This is a genomic window from Rhodococcus sp. OS5, from assembly GCF_056837585.1.
The window spans coordinates 3,392,866-3,410,000 of sequence record NZ_CM166368.1; the positions used below are offsets into that span (position 1 = coordinate 3,392,866).

General features: G+C 63.1%; 15 protein-coding genes and 2 rRNA genes (1 of these 17 running past the window's edge). All 17 read right to left on the minus strand.

Going from position 1 to position 17,135, the window contains the following annotated elements; translation table 11 throughout:
* Nucleotides 1–4: 4 nt before the first annotated feature.
* A complete protein-coding gene (locus ACVZUB_RS15840; protein WP_019748584.1) occupies nucleotides 5–1,426 on the minus strand; it encodes a pseudouridine synthase in 1,422 nt (473 codons plus the stop codon).
* A 77-nt stretch (nucleotides 1,427–1,503) separates the two neighbouring features.
* On the minus strand, nucleotides 1,504–2,187 hold the full coding sequence (gene scpB, locus ACVZUB_RS15845) for an SMC-Scp complex subunit ScpB (RefSeq protein WP_050794096.1): 684 nt from the start codon (nucleotides 2,185–2,187) through the stop codon (nucleotides 1,504–1,506).
* Between the two features lie 41 nt (nucleotides 2,188–2,228).
* A complete protein-coding gene (locus tag ACVZUB_RS15850) occupies nucleotides 2,229–3,050 on the minus strand; it encodes a segregation and condensation protein A (RefSeq protein ID WP_046379919.1) in 822 nt (273 codons plus the stop codon).
* 50 nt (nucleotides 3,051–3,100) lie between these two features.
* Entirely contained in the window at nucleotides 3,101–4,114 is a 1,014-nt protein-coding gene (locus tag ACVZUB_RS15855; protein WP_003946138.1) for a ParA family protein, read from the minus strand.
* Nucleotides 4,115–4,257: 143 nt separating this feature from the next.
* Nucleotides 4,258–5,181 carry a site-specific tyrosine recombinase XerD gene (gene xerD, locus ACVZUB_RS15860; RefSeq protein ID WP_482627509.1) on the minus strand — a complete coding sequence of 308 codons (924 nt, stop codon included), beginning with the start codon at nucleotides 5,179–5,181 and terminating at the stop codon, nucleotides 4,258–4,260.
* A gap of 1 nt (nucleotide 5,182) precedes the next feature.
* Complete coding sequence (locus ACVZUB_RS15865) at nucleotides 5,183–5,815, minus strand: NUDIX domain-containing protein (protein ID WP_003946141.1); 633 nt, start codon at nucleotides 5,813–5,815, stop codon at nucleotides 5,183–5,185.
* Between the two features lie 6 nt (nucleotides 5,816–5,821).
* Entirely contained in the window at nucleotides 5,822–7,582 is a 1,761-nt protein-coding gene (locus ACVZUB_RS15870; protein WP_003946139.1) for a CTP synthase, read from the minus strand.
* A 156-nt stretch (nucleotides 7,583–7,738) separates the two neighbouring features.
* The gene (locus ACVZUB_RS15875; protein WP_007731900.1) at nucleotides 7,739–8,692 is read right to left on the minus strand and encodes a copper transporter; all 954 of its coding nucleotides are present in this window, start codon (nucleotides 8,690–8,692) and stop codon (nucleotides 7,739–7,741) included.
* Nucleotides 8,689–9,873: a putative cytokinetic ring protein SteA gene (gene steA, locus ACVZUB_RS15880; RefSeq protein ID WP_482627510.1), complete on the minus strand. Its 1,185-nt coding sequence runs from the start codon at nucleotides 9,871–9,873 to the stop codon at nucleotides 8,689–8,691. The genes ACVZUB_RS15875 and steA overlap by 4 nt, the downstream gene beginning before the upstream one ends.
* Before the next feature lie 86 nt (nucleotides 9,874–9,959).
* The gene (recN, locus tag ACVZUB_RS15885) at nucleotides 9,960–11,738 is read right to left on the minus strand and encodes a DNA repair protein RecN (RefSeq protein WP_003946143.1); all 1,779 of its coding nucleotides are present in this window, start codon (nucleotides 11,736–11,738) and stop codon (nucleotides 9,960–9,962) included.
* A 2-nt stretch (nucleotides 11,739–11,740) separates the two neighbouring features.
* Nucleotides 11,741–12,688 (minus strand): NAD kinase, encoded by a 948-nt coding sequence (locus ACVZUB_RS15890; RefSeq protein WP_003946132.1) that lies wholly within the window; start codon nucleotides 12,686–12,688, stop codon nucleotides 11,741–11,743.
* Complete coding sequence (locus tag ACVZUB_RS15895) at nucleotides 12,685–13,524, minus strand: TlyA family RNA methyltransferase (protein ID WP_003946142.1); 840 nt, start codon at nucleotides 13,522–13,524, stop codon at nucleotides 12,685–12,687. The genes ACVZUB_RS15890 and ACVZUB_RS15895 overlap by 4 nt, the downstream gene beginning before the upstream one ends.
* 1 nt (nucleotide 13,525) lies before the next feature.
* On the minus strand, nucleotides 13,526–13,768 hold the full coding sequence (locus ACVZUB_RS15900; protein WP_003946140.1) for a hypothetical protein: 243 nt from the start codon (nucleotides 13,766–13,768) through the stop codon (nucleotides 13,526–13,528).
* A gap of 76 nt (nucleotides 13,769–13,844) precedes the next feature.
* Nucleotides 13,845–14,828 carry an HAD-IIA family hydrolase gene (locus tag ACVZUB_RS15905; protein ID WP_058226686.1) on the minus strand — a complete coding sequence of 328 codons (984 nt, stop codon included), beginning with the start codon at nucleotides 14,826–14,828 and terminating at the stop codon, nucleotides 13,845–13,847.
* Nucleotides 14,825–15,766, minus strand: coding sequence for a tetratricopeptide repeat protein (locus tag ACVZUB_RS15910; RefSeq protein WP_073513327.1), 942 nt, complete (start codon nucleotides 15,764–15,766; stop codon nucleotides 14,825–14,827). Before ACVZUB_RS15910 ends, ACVZUB_RS15905 begins: the two co-directional genes overlap by 4 nt.
* 61 nt (nucleotides 15,767–15,827) lie before the next feature.
* Nucleotides 15,828–15,944 (minus strand): 5S ribosomal RNA (rrf, locus tag ACVZUB_RS15915).
* A 153-nt stretch (nucleotides 15,945–16,097) separates the two neighbouring features.
* Nucleotides 16,098–17,135, minus strand: a 23S ribosomal RNA gene (locus tag ACVZUB_RS15920); it runs 2,097 nt beyond the window's last position.

Here is a 17,135-nt window from a genome sequence, read left to right on the forward strand (position 1 = left end):
TCGGTCACAGGCCGACCGCCTCGTACAGTCCACCGACCTCGCTACGTCCGAGGACGCGCTGCGTTCCCGGACGCTGATCGCCGAGAGCGACAACTCCGACGTTGGTGCGTACCAGGCGGACAACGGGGTGACCGACGGCATCGAGGAGGCGACGCACGATGTGCTTACGGCCCTCGTGAAGTACGAGCTTGACGAGCGTCTTGCCCTCGTTGATCTCGAGCACGGTGAACGCGTCCACCTTGGCCGGACCGTCGTCGAGGGTGACACCGTCACGCAGCTGCTTGCCGGTGCTGCGCTCGACAACGCCGTGAACCGTGGCGAGGTACGTCTTCGGAACCTCGAACGACGGGTGCATCAGGCGGTGAGCCAGATCGCCGTCGTTGGTGAAGAGAAGCAAGCCTTCGGTGTCGGCGTCGAGACGGCCGACGTGGAAGAGCCGCTGACCCGACTGAACGCGCTCGGAGACGATGTCACCGACGCACGGACGACCGAGATCGTCGGACATGGTGCACTGCCAGCCACGCGGCTTGTTCATCGCGAGGTAGACGAGGTCCTTCTGCACGACGACGCGGACGCCGTCGACACGAACCACTGCGTTCTCGGGGTCGACACGCAGACCCTGTTCGACCACGATGCGGCCGTCGACCTCGACGCGACCCTGATCGATCAGTTCTTCAGCAGCGCGGCGTGATGCGACGCCGGCCTGAGCCAGCACCTTCTGCAAGCGGACGCCGTCACCCTTCGGCGGGCCGTCGTGCTTGGTGATCTCGGCATGCTGATGACGCGCCGGCTTGGCGTTGGAGACCAACGGGTTCTGAGAGACGACGCGCTGCGGCTTCTCGGTCTTCGGCTTGCCACGCTTGTTGGTCGCCGGCGGTGTCGGGGCTGCCGGGCGCTTGCGCGGAGGTCCGTCGAACTTGGACCCACGAGGTGCGTTCGACCATGCGCCGCCGCGAGGAGCGTCGGGGCGTGCGCCGCGCTGATCGTCACTACGACGGTCAGCGCCGCCACGCGGTGCGCGACGGGCGTCGACGTGGGGGGTACGGCGGTCATCGCTGCGAGGTCCGCGGCGGTCGTCAGTGCGCGGTCCGCGACGGTCGTCGTTGTAGCCACCACGACGGTCGTCGGTACGTGCGGGGCGACGGTCATCGCTGCGCGGCGGGCGACGGTCATCACTGCGCGGCGGGCGACGGTCATCATTGAATCCACCGCGACGGTCGTCCGTGCGGGGACGGTCGGATCCGGCGTTGCGGTCGTATCCAGAGGTACTGCGGGAAGTGTTGCTGCGTCCACCACGGGGCGCTTCGCTACGTGCGCCGCGGGGGGCGTCGCTGCGACCACCACGGGGGGCATCGCTGCGTGCGCCGCGGTTGTCGCGGGAGTTGTTACGGTCCGGTGTGCCATCTCGGCGAGCGGGATTGTTCACTTTTTTCCTGTCAGTTTTCTACTGTTTCCCGAGCGTGGTCGGGTCTTTCTCGGTGCTGACGAGCGCCGGAATTCCGGTCAGTCGTCGACTTCGGTGTCCACTACGTCAGCGGGCACGTCTGCCTTGTTCATTCTCGCAAATCGCGGATCGGATTCCAGGCTTTCGCTGATGTCGTCGATGAGATCGACATCAGGCAAGAGCGGGGCCAACTCCGGGAGCTCGCTGAGCGAGGCCAGGCCGAGCCGTTCGAGGAACAGTTCGGTCGTGGAGTACCGTGTCGCGTTGGTGTCCGGGTCAGGCCCGGCTTCCGCGATCAGTCCGCGGGCAAGGAGGGTGCGTACCACCCCGTCCACGTTGACGCCTCGTACCGCACTGATCCGCGCACGAGTCAACGGTTGACGGTATGCGACTACGGCCAAAGTTTCCAATGCCGCCCTGGTCAATTTGGTGCGTGCGCCGTCCAATAGCAGCTTTTCCACATACGGGGCAAACTCTTGTCGCGTATACAGACGCCATCCGTCGCCCGCGTAGCGCAGGTCCATTCCGCTGCCGCGAGCGGTCAATGCGGCCGACATCGACGTCAGGCGTTCTTCGACTCGTTCCGGTGCGGTTCCGGTGACAGATGCGAGCTGGTTCACTTCGGCCGGCGAATCCACGACAAGCAGAAGCGACTCCAGCACGGCGTCGAGTTGGTCGTCGTCGAGTTCGAAATCGGGGGCGGAAACTTCGGACTCCGAGGCGTGTTCGGTAGGCTCGATCATCTCGTCTAGCTGCGAAGACTCTGGTTCCGTCGGCTCGGCGTTCATCCGTAGTCCTCCTCTGTGACCGGCGCGGCCGGGTCGTCTCCGGTCCAACTCACCATCAGCGGTCCGAGTGCTTCGGGTTGCTCGAACACAATGACCTGCCGGCGATACAACTCGAGCAACGCGAGAAATCTTGCGACTATCTCGACGGTGATCTCACACTCGGCAACGAGGTCCCCGAAGGGTGTCCACTCCCCTATGCCTCGCTCGCGCAGCAACTCGAGAATTCGCTCGGCCTGCTCGGGTATCGAGATATTGGACACATGGAGGTGATCGAGGCCCACCGTCGGCACCGGACGTGGTGTGAACACAGTCGCCGCGATCTCCGCAAAACGCTGAGGGTCGACGCCCAACAACACCTCGGGCAGGAGTTCGGTGAACTGATCCTCGACGGCAACCGAGCGCGGATAGCGCCGCAGCGCTGCTTCCTCCAACTCACCGAACAGCGCCGCAACTTGTTTGTACGCCCGGTACTGCAGCAGTCGCGCGAAGAGAAGGTCGCGGGCTTCGAGAAGCGCCAGATCCTCCGCGTCCTCGACCTGCCCGGCGGGCAACAGCCTGGCCGCTTTCAGGTCCAGAAGCGTAGCTGCGACGACCAGAAACTCTGTTGTCTGATCGAGGCCCATCGCACTGCCGAGTTCCTTGGTGTATGCGATGAAATCGTCAGTGACGGTGTGCAGGGCGACTTCGGTGACATCGAGCTGTCGTTGATTGATCAGGTTCAACAGCAGATCGAACGGGCCTTCGAAGTTCCGGAGAGTGACTCGGAAACCGGCAGCCTTGGCTGCGGTCTGAGCGTCGGTCGGCACGTTCGGGTCGATCGAATCCGGCTCGACTTCGACCGAATCTTCTTGCGATGCAATCAGTTCCACTAACGACCAGACCGGTGAATGACCTCGCGGGCCAATGCTCGATATGCCTCGGCCCCAGCCGATTTCGGCGCCCACGTCGTGATCGGCTCACCGGCGACGCTGGTTTCGGGGAATCGCACGGTGCGGTTGATCACCGTGTCGTAGACGACGTCGCCGAACACCTCGACGACTCGCGCCATCACCTCACGAGCGTGCAGAGTCCGGGCGTCGAACATCGTGACGACGATACCGGCCAACTCGAGCTTGGGATTGAGACGATCGTGCACCTTTTCGACGGTGTCGTTGAGGAGTGCCAGGCCGCGCAGGCTGAAGTACTCGCATTCCATCGGAATGATGACCGAATCGGCGCAGGCCAGTGCATTCACCGTGAGCAGGCCAAGCGACGGCTGGCAGTCGATGAGCACGTAGTCGTACCGATCGAGAACAGGGTGCAACACGCGTCCCAAGGTCTGCTCACGTCCGACCTCGGTGACCAATTGGATCTCGGCGGCCGAAAGGTCGATGTTGCTGGGCAGCAGGTCGAGGCCGTCGACCCGAGTTCGCATCAACACATCGTCGATGGACACACGCGGTTCGACCAGAAGGTTATGGACGGTCAGTTCCAGGTCGTGATGCTGGACGCCCAGTCCAGCAGACAACGCGCCTTGGGGATCGAGATCCACCAGGAGCACTCGGCGACCGTATTCGGCCAACGACGCACCCAGGTTGATGGTCGACGTCGTCTTGCCGACGCCGCCCTTCTGGTTGCACATCGCGATGATCATCGCGGGTCCGTGGTGCGCCAACGGTGTCGGTTGGGGTACCTCGCGGACCGGTCGACCTGTCGGGCCGAGTTCTTCCGCGGAAACGGTGAGGGTTTCCGCAGGTGGAGAGGCTACTGGCGTCGTATCTATTTCGAACATCGCCTCTGGTTCGGAGGGTACAGCTGGTGCTGATTCGTTCACGCGCTCGAAGAGTTGGGCATTGACATGCGGCGGCGCGGACTCCGCCGCTGGTGGCTGCGATGTCGACACGGTCCGATGCTCCCCTACTCTTTCGGCGGTTGCTCTCGGCGCCGGCAAACCCCCGAAACTGCGGTGGAGGCCGCTCGCGCTCCTTGAACGCTACCGCCTACATCACCGAATGGTCTCGCAGACACGCATGAGCCAACCAACCCCTAACGGGCACGCGGGTGTGCCTGAGCCCACACTTCGCGCATCGCGGTGACGGTGACCAGTGTGTAGATCTGCGTGGTGGTTACCGAAGCGTGGCCAAGTAGTTCCTGCACGACACGTACGTCCGCGCCGCCGTCCAGCAGGTGTGTGGCAAACGAGTGCCTGAGCGTGTGGGGTGAGACGTCCGCCTTGATTCCGGCAGACGCCGCCGCATCCTGAAGAATCTGCCACGCGCTTTGACGCGAAAGGCGGCCCCCGCGAGCGTTGAGAAACAGGGCAGGAACACCGCGCGTCGCCAGGCTGGGGCGCCCACGGACGAGATACGCGTCCACCGCGGCGATCGCCGGCCTGCCGACGGGGACGATCCGCTGCTTGCCGCCCTTGCCCTTGAGCAGCACGGAACGGGTTTCGGTGTCGATGTCGTCCACGTCCAGATCGATCGCCTCGGTGATTCGCGCTCCGGTCGAGTACAGAAGCTCGAGGAGAGCGCGATCCCTCAGGTCGCGGGGCCCGTCACCGGCAGCACCGCCACCCGAAGCGTCGAGCAGGGCGATTACGTCGTCGAGCGGCAGAGCCTTGGGCAGCTTGCGTCCGGGCGTCGGCGGCTTGACCGTTCGGGCCACGTCGACGCTGACCAGACCCTCGGCGGCGGAGAACTTGTGAAATCCGCGGACCGCGATCAGGGTGCGTGCTGCCGAACTGGCCGCCAACGGTACGACGCCGGCATCCTTGTCACCCAGGCGCAGATGTGTCACGAATTCGGTGACGTCGTTCTCCGTCACGCCCGCGACGTCGTCGAGGCCGCGTCCGTTCAGGTACTCCGCGTACCGATTCAGGTCGCGGCGATAGGAAAGTAGCGTATTGCGCGCAGATCCTCGCTCGACCGCTAGATGGTCGAGATACGAGTCCACCTGTCGGGCAAGCACTTCAGGCTCGCGACTTGCGTTCTCCGAATGCGCGAGGACGATCGGGCCACGGTGCGTCGGCGGGGCGCAGCGGCTTTCCCGTCGCGCGTGCGGTGGCGATCGCGAGAATGCCCGATACCGCTGTGGCATTGACGATGTCGCCGCGTAGCGCCATGTCGACGGCGTCGGCGAGCGGAACCCGCGAAATCTCGAGATCGGCTTCTTCGTGTTCGGGATCGTCGCGCTCCACCTCGTGCAACCCCTCGGCGAGGAAGACGCGAACAGCCTCGTCCGTGAACCCGGGTGAGAGAGCGACATCGACCAGCACCGACCATCGATCGGCGCCGAGTCCGGTTTCTTCGCCCAGCTCGCGCGCTGCCGCCTCGACCGGGCTCTCCCCCGGAGCGTCGAGCAGACCGGCAGGGATTTCCCACAACCGGTGCCCCAGCGGGTGTCGGTACTGGTGAATCAGCACCAGGTTGTCGTCCTCGTCCAGTGCCACGACGGCAACGGCGCCGTGATGCTCGACGACTTCCCGATCGGCACGCAGACCACCAGGCATCGCAACGGTGTCGACACGCAACGCGATGATCGCGCCGGTGTAGACCGTCTTGGAGCCGAGGGTGTCGAATTCGTGCCGACCGGGATCGCTCATGTGTGGCTAGACCTTTTCCACGTTCTCGACTGCAGCGTCGAGCGCCGTCTCGGTGGCAGCGGTGTCGATCTTCTCGTCACCGTGGACGTCGACGGGCAGGCGCTCTTCGAGCTTGTACGTCAACGCTGCTTCCACGAAGGCAGCGAACAGTGGGTGCGGGCGCGTCGGGCGGCTCTTGAGCTCCGGGTGTGCCTGGGTGGCAACGAAGAACGGATGCTGCTCACGCGGGTACTCGACGAACTCGACCAGGTGGCCGTCCGGTGAAGTTCCGCTGAACTGCAAGCCGGACTTGGCAATCCGGTCGCGGTAGGTGTTGTTGACCTCGTAGCGGTGACGGTGACGCTCGGAGACGTCCTCGGTTCCGTAGGCCTGAGCGACGACGGAACCCTTGGTCAGCACGGCCGGGTAGGCACCCAGACGCATGGTGCCACCGAGGTCGGCGTCACCAGCGATGACGTCTTCCTGATCGGCCATCGTGGAGATGACCGGGTGCTTGGTGTCCGGCTCGAACTCGGCCGAGTTGGCATCGTCGAGGCCGACGCTACGAGCAGCTTCGATGACGACGCACTGCAGACCCAGGCACAGACCCAGCAGCGGCAGCTTGCGCGAACGTGCGAAACGGATCGCGCCGAGCTTGCCTTCGATGCCGCGGATGCCGAAGCCACCGGGGATCAGAACACCGTCGACGTCACCGAGAGCGGCCTGCGCTCCGGCTTCGGTCTCACAGGCGTCCGACGGTACCCAGGAGATCTCGACCTTGGACCGGTTCGCGAATCCACCGGCGCGCAGTGCCTCGGTGACGGAGAGGTATGCGTCGGGCAGGTCGACGTACTTGCCGACCAATGCGACGCGCACCGTCTCACGCGGCTGGTGAACACGATCGAGGAGGTTGCCCCACACGGTCCAGTCGACGTCGCGGAACGGGAGTCCGAGCTGGCGAACGACGTAAGCGTCGAGGCCCTCACGGTGCAGAACCTTCGGGATGTCGTAGATCGAGGGAGCGTCGGGCGTCGAGATGCAGGCGTCGACGTCCACGTCGCACATCAGGGCGATCTTGTTCTTGAGGCCCTGCGGAACGTCACGATCGCAACGAAGGATCAGCGCGTCGGGCTGAATGCCGATGCTGCGCAACGACGCAACCGAGTGCTGCGTGGGCTTGGTCTTGAGTTCTCCGGAGGGGCCGAGGTACGGCACGAGGGAGACGTGCAGGAAGAAGACGTTGTCGCGGCCGACGTCGTGGCGGACCTGGCGAGCGGCTTCGAGGAAGGGCTGCGATTCGATGTCGCCGACGGTGCCACCGATTTCGGTGATCACGACGTCCGGGCGGTGTCCCTGCAGATCCGGACCGCTCATCTCGAGGATGCGACGCTTGATCTCGTCGGTGATGTGCGGGATGACCTGAACGGTGTCGCCGAGGTACTCGCCGCGGCGTTCCTTGGCGATGACCGTCGAGTAAACCTGGCCGGTGGTGACGTTCGCCTGGCCGGAGAGGTCACGGTCGAGGAACCGCTCGTAGTGTCCGACGTCGAGGTCGGTCTCGGCACCGTCTTCGGTAACGAAGACCTCGCCGTGCTGGAAGGGGTTCATGGTGCCCGGATCCACATTGAGATAGGGATCGAGCTTCTGCATGGTCACGCGCATTCCCCGCGCGGTCAACAACTGTCCCAGGCTCGAGGCGGTCAAACCTTTGCCGAGCGAGGAAGCTACACCTCCGCTGACGAAGATGTGCTTGGTGGCGGTACGCGTGTTAGTGCGTGACTGTGGCAAAGGGGCTCCCGTGACGACTGTGCAGGGCTTGGTCTGATGAAGCATGCTGGGGCCTGCCGACCCACGGGATTTCACGGTAACACCTATCGGGGGTCGGTGCCTACAACGCGCCGACTTTCCGCCCCCGATGTGACCGGCGTATCAATACCGGGGTGTTCAGTTGGTGGGTGCGCCGACGGTGACCGCCGCCGCTCCCGGTCCCGTGCCGTAGCGGCCGGCGCCGCCGTTCAACTGTTCCTGCAGCGCCAACGGCGTGGTGATCTTGCCTGACTCCCGATCGATGTTGTCGATGGTCGTCAAGCCCGCTGAGAGCGCCGCGTCCGCACGAGCGACGGCAACCGGACCACTGCCCTCGGCCGAGCCAGGCCGGCCCGCGAGAATCGTTCCTGCGCCGCGTCCGTCGAGGGCACCGGCGAACCGGGCGATGACGGCGCCGCGGTTACCCGTGGCTGCGTCGGATTCACTCTTGTTGTCGCCGGTGAGAACCACGGCGAGTTGAGCCGGCTTGACCGCTCCGTCGTCGTAGCTGATGAAACCGGCGCTACGCAGCGAGTCGAGCGCGAGATTCATCTCGTCCGGAGTGCTCTGCGGCTCGCTGTTCTGCCCGTTGAGAAGCAGAACCGAACCGAGCAGATCACCCGCGAGACTGCCCTGATCGACCGCACCGGTCTTGAGGGTGATCCCCGCAGGGATGACATTGGTGACGACGGTCCGCAAGCGGTCACCACCGGTGGCGTCGACAAACGAATCGGTGAGCGAGACGCGTCCGGTCACGGCACCGCCGGCGGCAGTGACGAGTCGGTTGACACCGTCGAGATCACCGGGATCGGCGTCCGGTGCCGTGATGACGACGACGGTGCGACCAGCGAGACTGTCACGCACGACGCGACCGCCGACAGCGGCATCGAAGCCGTCCGCGGAATTGAGTTGCTGCTGAAGCTGATTGGACTGTTGATTGAGGTCTTCGATCTCGTTCTGCAGGTCCGCCTTGTCGTCGCGCAGACCCGAAAGCAATCCACTGGACAGCATTCCGGAACCGAGCACCACGCCGATCGCGAGTGCCAGGAAGATTGCCGCTATGGAAATTGCATGTTGACGCATCGAAATCACTTGAAGAGCCCCTGAACCCACAGCGCGAAGCTGTTCCACGTTGCGATTGCCCAGTCGAGAACTTCACTACCGGCATTGGACACGACCAGGGCGACGATCACTGCCACCAGGGCGGCGAGCACCAGGAGCGCGATCGCGCCGCCGGACACTCGACTTCGATACAGCGTTGCCACAGCCTTGGCGTCGACCAGTTTCGGTCCCACCTTGAGCCGTGTCATGAACGCCGACGGATTGCTTTCACGACGCCCAGGGTCGAAGAACTCGTCCAAGGACACCACGTTGCCGACCGTCACGATCAGTGAAGCTCCGTGGTGATCGGCGAGCAGCAGCGCAAGGTCGGTCGGTGAGCAGGTCGCCGGGAACGTCATCGCCCCGATCCCGAGATCCTGGATTCGGGAAAGCCCCGCCGCATGACCGTCCTGGTCTGCGGGCAGAACAACTTCCGCGCCGGACTTGAGGGTGGAACTGGTGATCTCTTCCGGGTCGCCCACGATCAGATCGGGGCGGTATCCGGCCTTGCTCAACACGTCCGCACCTGCGCCGACACCGATCAGGATCGGCGAATACTCCTTGATGAAGGGCTTGAGGTTCTTCAGATCGGCCTCGTGTTCGGGTCCGTCGGAGACGACCACGACGTGGCGATCCTTCAAGTCGATGTCGATGTCCGGAACACCGATTCCGTCGATCAGCAAAGGACTTTCGGTGCGGATGAACTCGATGGTGTTACCCGAGAACGCTTCCAGGTGATCGACCAGGCCGGTCTTGGCCTCGATCATCCGATCGGAGATCTCGGCCTCGGTCTGCTCTTCGCCCTTGACGAGGCTCTTCTCGCCGTTGAAGATCTCGCCCTCGTGCAGGCGGATCTTGCTGCCGTCCTTGACGTTCTTGAAGACGTCACTGTCTACGGCATCGATCAGAACGATGTCGTTGGCGACGATCACTTCCGGTCCGAGGTTGGGGTACCGCCCCGAAATCGACGGCGACGCGTTGACCACGGCCATGACTCCGGCTTTCACCAGAGCATCGGCGGTCCGGCGATCGATGTCGACTTCGTCGAGGATCACGATGTCTCCAGGACCGACGCGGCGTAGAAGCTTCGCCGTGTTCCGATCGGCCCTGGCGATGCCACTGATCCCAGGCAAGGATTCGGTGTTACGTGAGAGCAATCCGGGCATCTTCATGGCTTCGATGATGAACCTGAAACCGCGTTGACCGGTGGAGGCGCGCCGACAACTACCACATCAGTCACACCAACACCACAGAACCTTCAATCTGTGACGCGGGCCGCATTCGCGATCTCGAGCAGTTCTTCGGCGTGCGCACGACCGGTCTCGGTGTCGTCCAGCCCTGCCAACATACGGGCCAATTCGACCACCCGATCCGAATCCGACAAGGTCCGCACGCCACTGCTCACCACTCCGCCTTTGTCGTCGACCTTGTCCACCACGAGGTGGGTGTCGGCAAACGCAGCAACCTGCGGAAGGTGGGTGACGACGATAACCTGATGCGTACGAGCAAGTTTCGCCAATCGGCGGCCGATCTCGACAGCAGCGCGACCACCGACCCCCGCGTCCACTTCGTCGAAAACCATCGTCGCGCCGGTGTCGCTACCAGCGAGAACAACCTCGAGCGCCAGCATGACGCGTGACAGCTCGCCACCGGAAGCGCTCTTACTGATCGGAAGTGACGGTGCCCCGCTGTGCGCAGACAGACGAAATTCCACCTCGTCGACGCCGGCAGACCCGGCATGAAGGTCTACTCCCCCGACGCTGAGCGGCGCCGAGTCCTGCGGGCCGGCAGGCTGCGAACGCACAGTCACCTCGAGACCCGCACGTCCCATCGCCAGACCGGCGAGTTCCGCGCTGACGGCTTTGGCGAGCTTTGCCGCTGCCTTGACTCGCGCGGCGCTCAGCTTTGTGGCGGCTTCCGCGGTGAGGCCAGCCGTCTCCTCGACCTGCTTGGCCAACAGCGACAACGCATCCGAGGACACGTCGAGTTTGGACAGACGAGCGCGAGCGGTATCTGCCCATTCGAGAACCCCGTCGACATCGGCGGCGTACTTGCGAGTCAGAGTCTTCAGTTCCGATTGCCGCGACAGCAAAGAGTCCAGCGCACCCGGGTCTGCGGGCAGCCCGGACAGATAGGTGTTCAGGTCACCGGCAACATCGGTGACGACGGCAATAGCGTCGGCCAACCGGGAACCGAGGCCGTCCAGATCTGCGTCGGTGACCGACTCGATACGCGCCCGCGCTTCGGACATCAGGTCTAGCGCCGGCATGACCCCGACGTCGCCGCTTGCCATGTCGTCACTACCGGCGAGCGCAGCGTGCGCCTCTTCCGCAGCCGAGCGGAGCGAATCGAGTTCACTGAGTCGTCGAACTTCGGCAACTATCGCCGTGTCCTCGCCTGGCTCGGGTGCCACGCCGTCGATTTCGTTGAGCGCGAAGGTCAACTGATCTGCTTCTTGCGCCAGTTCACGAGCCTTCGACGTGCGTTCGATCAACTCCGAACGAGCATCGAGCCATTCACGACGGTGTTTGCGGTACCTCGTCAGCAGCGTTCCGATTGCCTTGTCCCCGAAGCGGTCCAGCGCATTGCGTTGCTGGTCGGGACGAAGCAATCGCAGCTGATCGTTCTGCCCGTGGACAGTCAGAAGTGGGTCCGTGAATTCGGAGAGAACTCCCGCTGGCACGCTTCGTCCGCCGAGATGAGCCCGTGAGCGGCCGTCGCTGCCGACTGTCCGGACGGCGATGATGGTCCCGTCCTCGTCGCGCTCGGCGCCGGACGATTCCAGGATTCGGACGATCTCACGCTCGGTGGCCGGTGAGACGTCGTCGGCGATGAATCGTCCTTCGACGACGGCTCGCGACGCGCCCAACCGCACCCGCCCGGCATCGGCTCGCGCTCCGCTGAGGAGGTGCAAGCTGGTGACGACCATCGTTTTACCTGCGCCGGTTTCACCGGTCAGGACGGTCAGGCCCTCGTGGAACTGGGCGCTGGCCTCGGAGATCACACCAAGACTGTCGATACGGATCTCTGCGAGCACGATTAAGGCTTCCTTCCTCGCCATCCGGTAACCGGAAGCTCGAACTTGCGAACCATCCGATCAGCGAAGGGCGCAGAGTCCAACCGGACCCACTTGACGGGAGTGGCGCCGCGAACGATCTCGACGCGAGCGCCGGCAGGCAGTTCCAACGTACGACGACCGTCGCAGAAGACCAGGCCGTCGTGGCTACCGGCGACGGTCTCCACCGCGATGATCGAATTCGGGCTGGTGACCAACGGCCGCGCGAACAGCGCGTGCGCGTTGCTGGGTACGACGAGCAATGCTTCGAGTTCTGGCCACACGACGGGGCCGCCTGCGGAAAAGGCATAAGCGGTCGAGCCGGTGGGAGTGGACACGAGAACACCGTCGCAACCGAAGGCAGATACCGGTCTGCCGTCGACCTCGAGGACAACTTCGAGAACTCCCAAACGCGAACGGTTCTCGATGCTGGCCTCGTTGAGCGCCCACCCGCGGTCGATGATCTCGTCGTCCACCCGAATCACGACGTCGAGTGTCATACGGGACTCGACGCGATATTCCTTGCGAACTACCTGTGCGAGAGCCTCGTCGAGATGCTCGGCCTCGGTCTCTGCCAGAAATCCGATCCGTCCGAGGTTGATGCCCAGTACCGGAATGGACGCTTCTTGAGCGAGTTCGGCGGCGCGCAGAAATGTGCCGTCACCACCGAGAACCAGAACCAACTCGCATCCGACGGCAGCATCAGGGCCGGGATGAACAACCGTGACGTCGAGACCCGGCGCAGAGAAGCCCGCGGGTTCCGTCATTGCTTCGATGCGCGAGCTGTCTGCTTCGTCGACGAGGACTCGCAGCCCGATTCCCGCCCGTTCGAAAATCTTCCCGACTCGTTTGGCGGTTTCCGTGATGTCACGTCGACCAGGGTGTGCGACAAGAAGGATCTCGCGCGACTCGCCGTTCGTGACCGCGTTCACTGGGGCCCTTCCTCTACAGCCTTGCGAATCATGTCCTCCACCGAAGGAATTCCCTCGGTGTCCGGCTCGTGATCACCGGGCGAACCTGTCTTTCGAAGCCACAGGAAATACTCGACATTTCCCGACGGACCGGGCAATGGGCTGGCCACGACACCTAACGTCCGCAGACCTACCTTTGCAGCAGCCTCCGACACGTCGAGCACAGCCGAGATTCGCAATTCCGGATCTCGTACGACGCCACCGGCACCGACGCGGTCCTTGCCCACCTCGAACTGAGGCTTGACCATCGGAACCAGGTCCGCGCCGTCAGCAGTACAGGCGACAAACGCCCCGAGTACAAGTTTGAGAGAAATGAACGACAAGTCCGCGACAACGAGATCGACAGTTCCGCCGATGGTCTCCGCATCAATTGCACGAACATTGGTTCGGTCGATGACGTGCACCCGGTCATCGGACTGCAGGCGCCACACCAGTTGTCCGTAGCCGACGTCGACTGCGACAACTTCCTTCGCACCACGCGTCAGCAGAACATCGGTGAACCCACCGGTGGATGCGCCGGCGTCGAGGCAACGGCGACCTTCGACCGTCAATCCTTCGGCACCGAAGGCGTCGAGTGCGCCGATCAGTTTGTGAGCACCTCGCGACGCCCACGAAACTTCCTGCTCCACCTCGACGACCCGAAGTGGCGTTCCGGCTTCGATCGCCGTAGCAGGCTTGGTCGCAACGGCTCCCGAGATGAGAACTCGCCCGGCGGAAATCAGTTCTTGCGCATGATCTCGTGACCGTGCGAGTCCGCGACGGACAAGTTCGGCGTCCACCCGTGCTCTACGTGCCACGTCAAGCCCTGTCCACAGAGGCGAGTGCCTGGACGAGCACCTCGTGTGCCTGTTCCAAAATATGTGCCTTCTGCGGAATCACACCCGCTCCGTGCTGATCGTTCGGATCCTGTTCGATGCCGCCCAGGCGCGCCAGCAAACCGTCGACGTCAGAACGTATGCGTTCCGGATCGACGGAAGGGCGTGGCCCGGGCAACGGAGATCCGTTACTCGTGTTTCCGGGGTGCGGTGTCGGCGTGCTCATCGGGCACAACGTTAGTGCATGACTCTCGGTTACGCATACACCCGCACCCCCGCGAGTCGAACACATTTGCGAGAGATCAGACGAGCCAGGATGCAAACAGATCCGCCACGCCGGCATCCGACGCTTCCAGGGTCCGGAACGACGGATTAGCCCATGCGACAGGCGCAACCGCACGTAGAAGCGACATCTCGTCCCCGACAACCGGGCCGTCGACAACCAGCGCCGACCCGTTCACGGAGACAGACCACTTGGAGTCCGCACCGACCAGCGATTCGACGGCCGGCTGATTGAGCGAATCCAGAGTTGCTGCAATGTAGGTGGGGCGCTGCTCAACCGGAGCCCGCAGTACGTCACCCGGCGTGCTCACACCGGTGAGAACCAACAACGAGTCGATCGAAACAGCGTGTGCGCCTTCGATATCGGTGTCCAAACGATCACCGACCACCAGTGGACGCGAACACCCGCTGCGAGCTAGCGCATCCTCCATCAGCGGTGCAGCAGGCTTCCCTGCCACCAACGGTTCCTGCTTGGTCGCAGCGCGCAGAGCTGCCACCATCGAGCCGTTGCCCAGCACCAAACCCCGCTCCGACGGCAGCGTTGTGTCCAGGTTTGCCGCTACCCACAGCGCACCGGCCCGGATCGCCAAGCACGCCTCGGCAAGGATCGACCAGTTGGTCTCCGTCGAATGTCCTTGAACGACAGCAACCGGAGAATCCGCGAATTCGCGCACCGGAAGCAACCCGACGCGCGTCACCTCGTCGGCCAATGCGTCGGTACCGACGACGAGTACAGCGGCACCGGGTTCGAGACGCTCCGCCAGCAGACGCACTGCCGTCTGAGAACTGGTGACGACACGATCGTCTTCGGAATCGAAACCGAGTTCGGTCAGATGCGCCGACACTGCCGAAGGCGAGCGACTCGCATTGTTGGTCACGTAGTACAAAGCCTGCGTGCCCTGACCGAGAGCTGCCTGGGTGCCGGGAATCGCATGAGCTCCGGCGTACAGAGTGCCATCGAGATCGAGCAAAAGTACGTCGTACTGAGTACGAAGCACGGTCACTGATCTTCTCCGGTCAACTCGGCCACCCGTTCTTCAGCATCCGTGTCACCCTCGAGGTCAGCAGCTGCAGCGTTGAGGAACCACTTCAGTCCGTCTTCGACACGACCAGCTGCAACGAGGGCATCGGCGTAGGCGTAGAACAGCCGAGCCGCAGCTTCACCGGTACGCGCTGCGTCCAGATCCTTGGTCTGCAGTGTGACAACTGCCTGATCGAACTGACCGAGATCCATGCGGGCGCCTGCGACGACGATCCTCAACTCGGACGCCTCGTCGCCCGAAAGCAGGGCAGCCTCGTCGCTACGGCCGAGCTCGATCGCGCGTTCTGGTCGACCCAAACCGCGTTCGCAGTCGGCCATGACAGCGATCAGACCCGGTCCGCCAGCCATTCGACGGGCAGCACGAAGCTCGGAGAGAGCTTCAGCCCATTCACCGGCGTGGTACGCGGTGATTCCGGCAGCTTCACGAACGACCGCAATTCGGCCGGCGCGCTGACGGGCAGCGCGAGCGTGGAGCAGTGCGAGTTCCGGATCTTCGTCGACGAGCTTGCCCGCCATGACGAGGTGACGCGCAACTGTGTTGGCGTTGTCCTTGTCGAGGCTGAGCAGATCCCGACGAACGGCCGGGTCCAACTCCGTGGGCTCTACGTTGTCGGGCAAATCCGGTTCGTCAGGTCGTGCTTGCTGACGGTTGCGGTCGCCATCGCGTCCACGAGGGGTGAACCCACCCTCGCCGCCGCGACGCTGTCCGCCGTTGAATCCGCCGCCGCGGTTACTGTTTCCAGCACCGCCACGGTTGTTGTCTCCGGCACCACCGCGGCGGTCTCCGCCTGCAGCGCCGCGTGATCCACGCCCGTCGTTGTCACGACGGGGGCCACCTGATCGAGGCGCTCCTCCCCCACGGAAGGACCGACGCTCGTCGCCATTCTCCGACACAGTCATTCCTCTCATACAACGCACGAAAGGGGACCCAATATGTTGGGTCCCCTTTCGGTTAACGGGTGTTCGGCGGTGTCCTACTCTCCCACACCCTGTCGAGTGCAGTACCATCGGCGCTGAAGGGCTTAGCTTCCGGGTTCGGAATGGGACCGGGCGTTTCCCCTTCGCTATGACCGCCGTAACTCTATGAAACTGTCACAGTAACCTTCTTCTGATCACCTGGTTTCACCACCCGTCAACACCAGTTTCTGGTGTTGGGGGATGGAGAAAACAGGGTTTCTCATCAGTATCTGTGTGTTGTTTCAGATACCGCACAGTGGACGCGTAGCTTCTTTGTGGTAAGTCCTCGGCCTATTAGTACCAGTCACCTGCATGCATTACTGCACTTCCAGTTCTGGCCTATCAACCCGGTGGTCTGCCGGGGGCCTTACCCCCTCGAGGGGGTGAGAAACCTCATCTTGGAACAGGCTTCCCGCTTAGATGCTTTCAGCGGTTATCCCTTCCGAACGTAGCTAACCAGCGGTGCTCCTGGCGGAACAACTGGCACACCAGAGGTTCGTCCGTCCCGGTCCTCTCGTACTAGGGACAGCCTTCCTCAAGTTTCTAACGCGCGCGGCGGATAGAGACCGAACTGTCTCACGACGTTCTAAACCCAGCTCGCGTGCCGCTTTAATGGGCGAACAGCCCAACCCTTGGGACCTACTCCAGCCCCAGGATGCGACGAGCCGACATCGAGGTGCCAAACCATCCCGTCGATATGGACTCTTGGGGAAGATCAGCCTGTTATCCCCGGGGTACCTTTTATCCGTTGAGCGACACCGCTTCCACTTGCCGGTGCCGGATCACTAGTCCCGACTTTCGTCCCTGCTCGACCTGTCAGTCTCACAGTCAAGCTCCCTTGTGCACTTGCACTCGACACCTGATTGCCAACCAGGCTGAGGGAACCTTTGGGCGCCTCCGTTACATTTTGGGAGGCAACCGCCCCAGTTAAACTACCCACCAGGCACTGTCCCTGAACCAGATCATGGTCCGAGGTTAGAGGTCCAATTCGATCAGAGTGGTATTTCAACAACGACTCCACGATAACTGGCGTCACCGCTTCACAGTCTCCCACCTATCCTACACAAACCGAACCGAACACCAATACCAAGCTGTAGTGAAGGTCCCGGGGTCTTTTCGTCCTGCCGCGCGTAACGAGCATCTTTACTCGTAATGCAATTTCGCCGAGTCTACGGTTGAGACAGCTGAGAAGTCGTTACGCCATTCGTGCAGGTCGGAACTTACCCGACAAGGAATTTCGCTACCTTAGGATGGTTATAGTTACCACCGCCGTTTACTGGGGCTTAAATTCTCAGCTTCGCTCCCGAAGGAA

Bases quoted from the DNA above. Each gene is read 5' to 3' on its own strand.
- scpB (WP_050794096.1), bottom strand. From the start codon at position 2,187: ATGATCGAGCCTACCGAACACGCCTCGGAGTCCGAAGTTTCCGCCCCC.
- ACVZUB_RS15865 (WP_003946141.1), bottom strand. From the start codon at position 5,815: ATGAGCGATCCCGGTCGGCACGAATTCGACACCCTCGGCTCCAAGACG.
- steA (WP_482627510.1), bottom strand. From the start codon at position 9,873: ATGAAGATGCCCGGATTGCTCTCACGTAACACCGAATCCTTGCCTGGG.
- ACVZUB_RS15900 (WP_003946140.1), bottom strand. From the start codon at position 13,768: ATGAGCACGCCGACACCGCACCCCGGAAACACGAGTAACGGATCTCCG.
- ACVZUB_RS15910 (WP_073513327.1), bottom strand. From the start codon at position 15,766: ATGACTGTGTCGGAGAATGGCGACGAGCGTCGGTCCTTCCGTGGGGGA.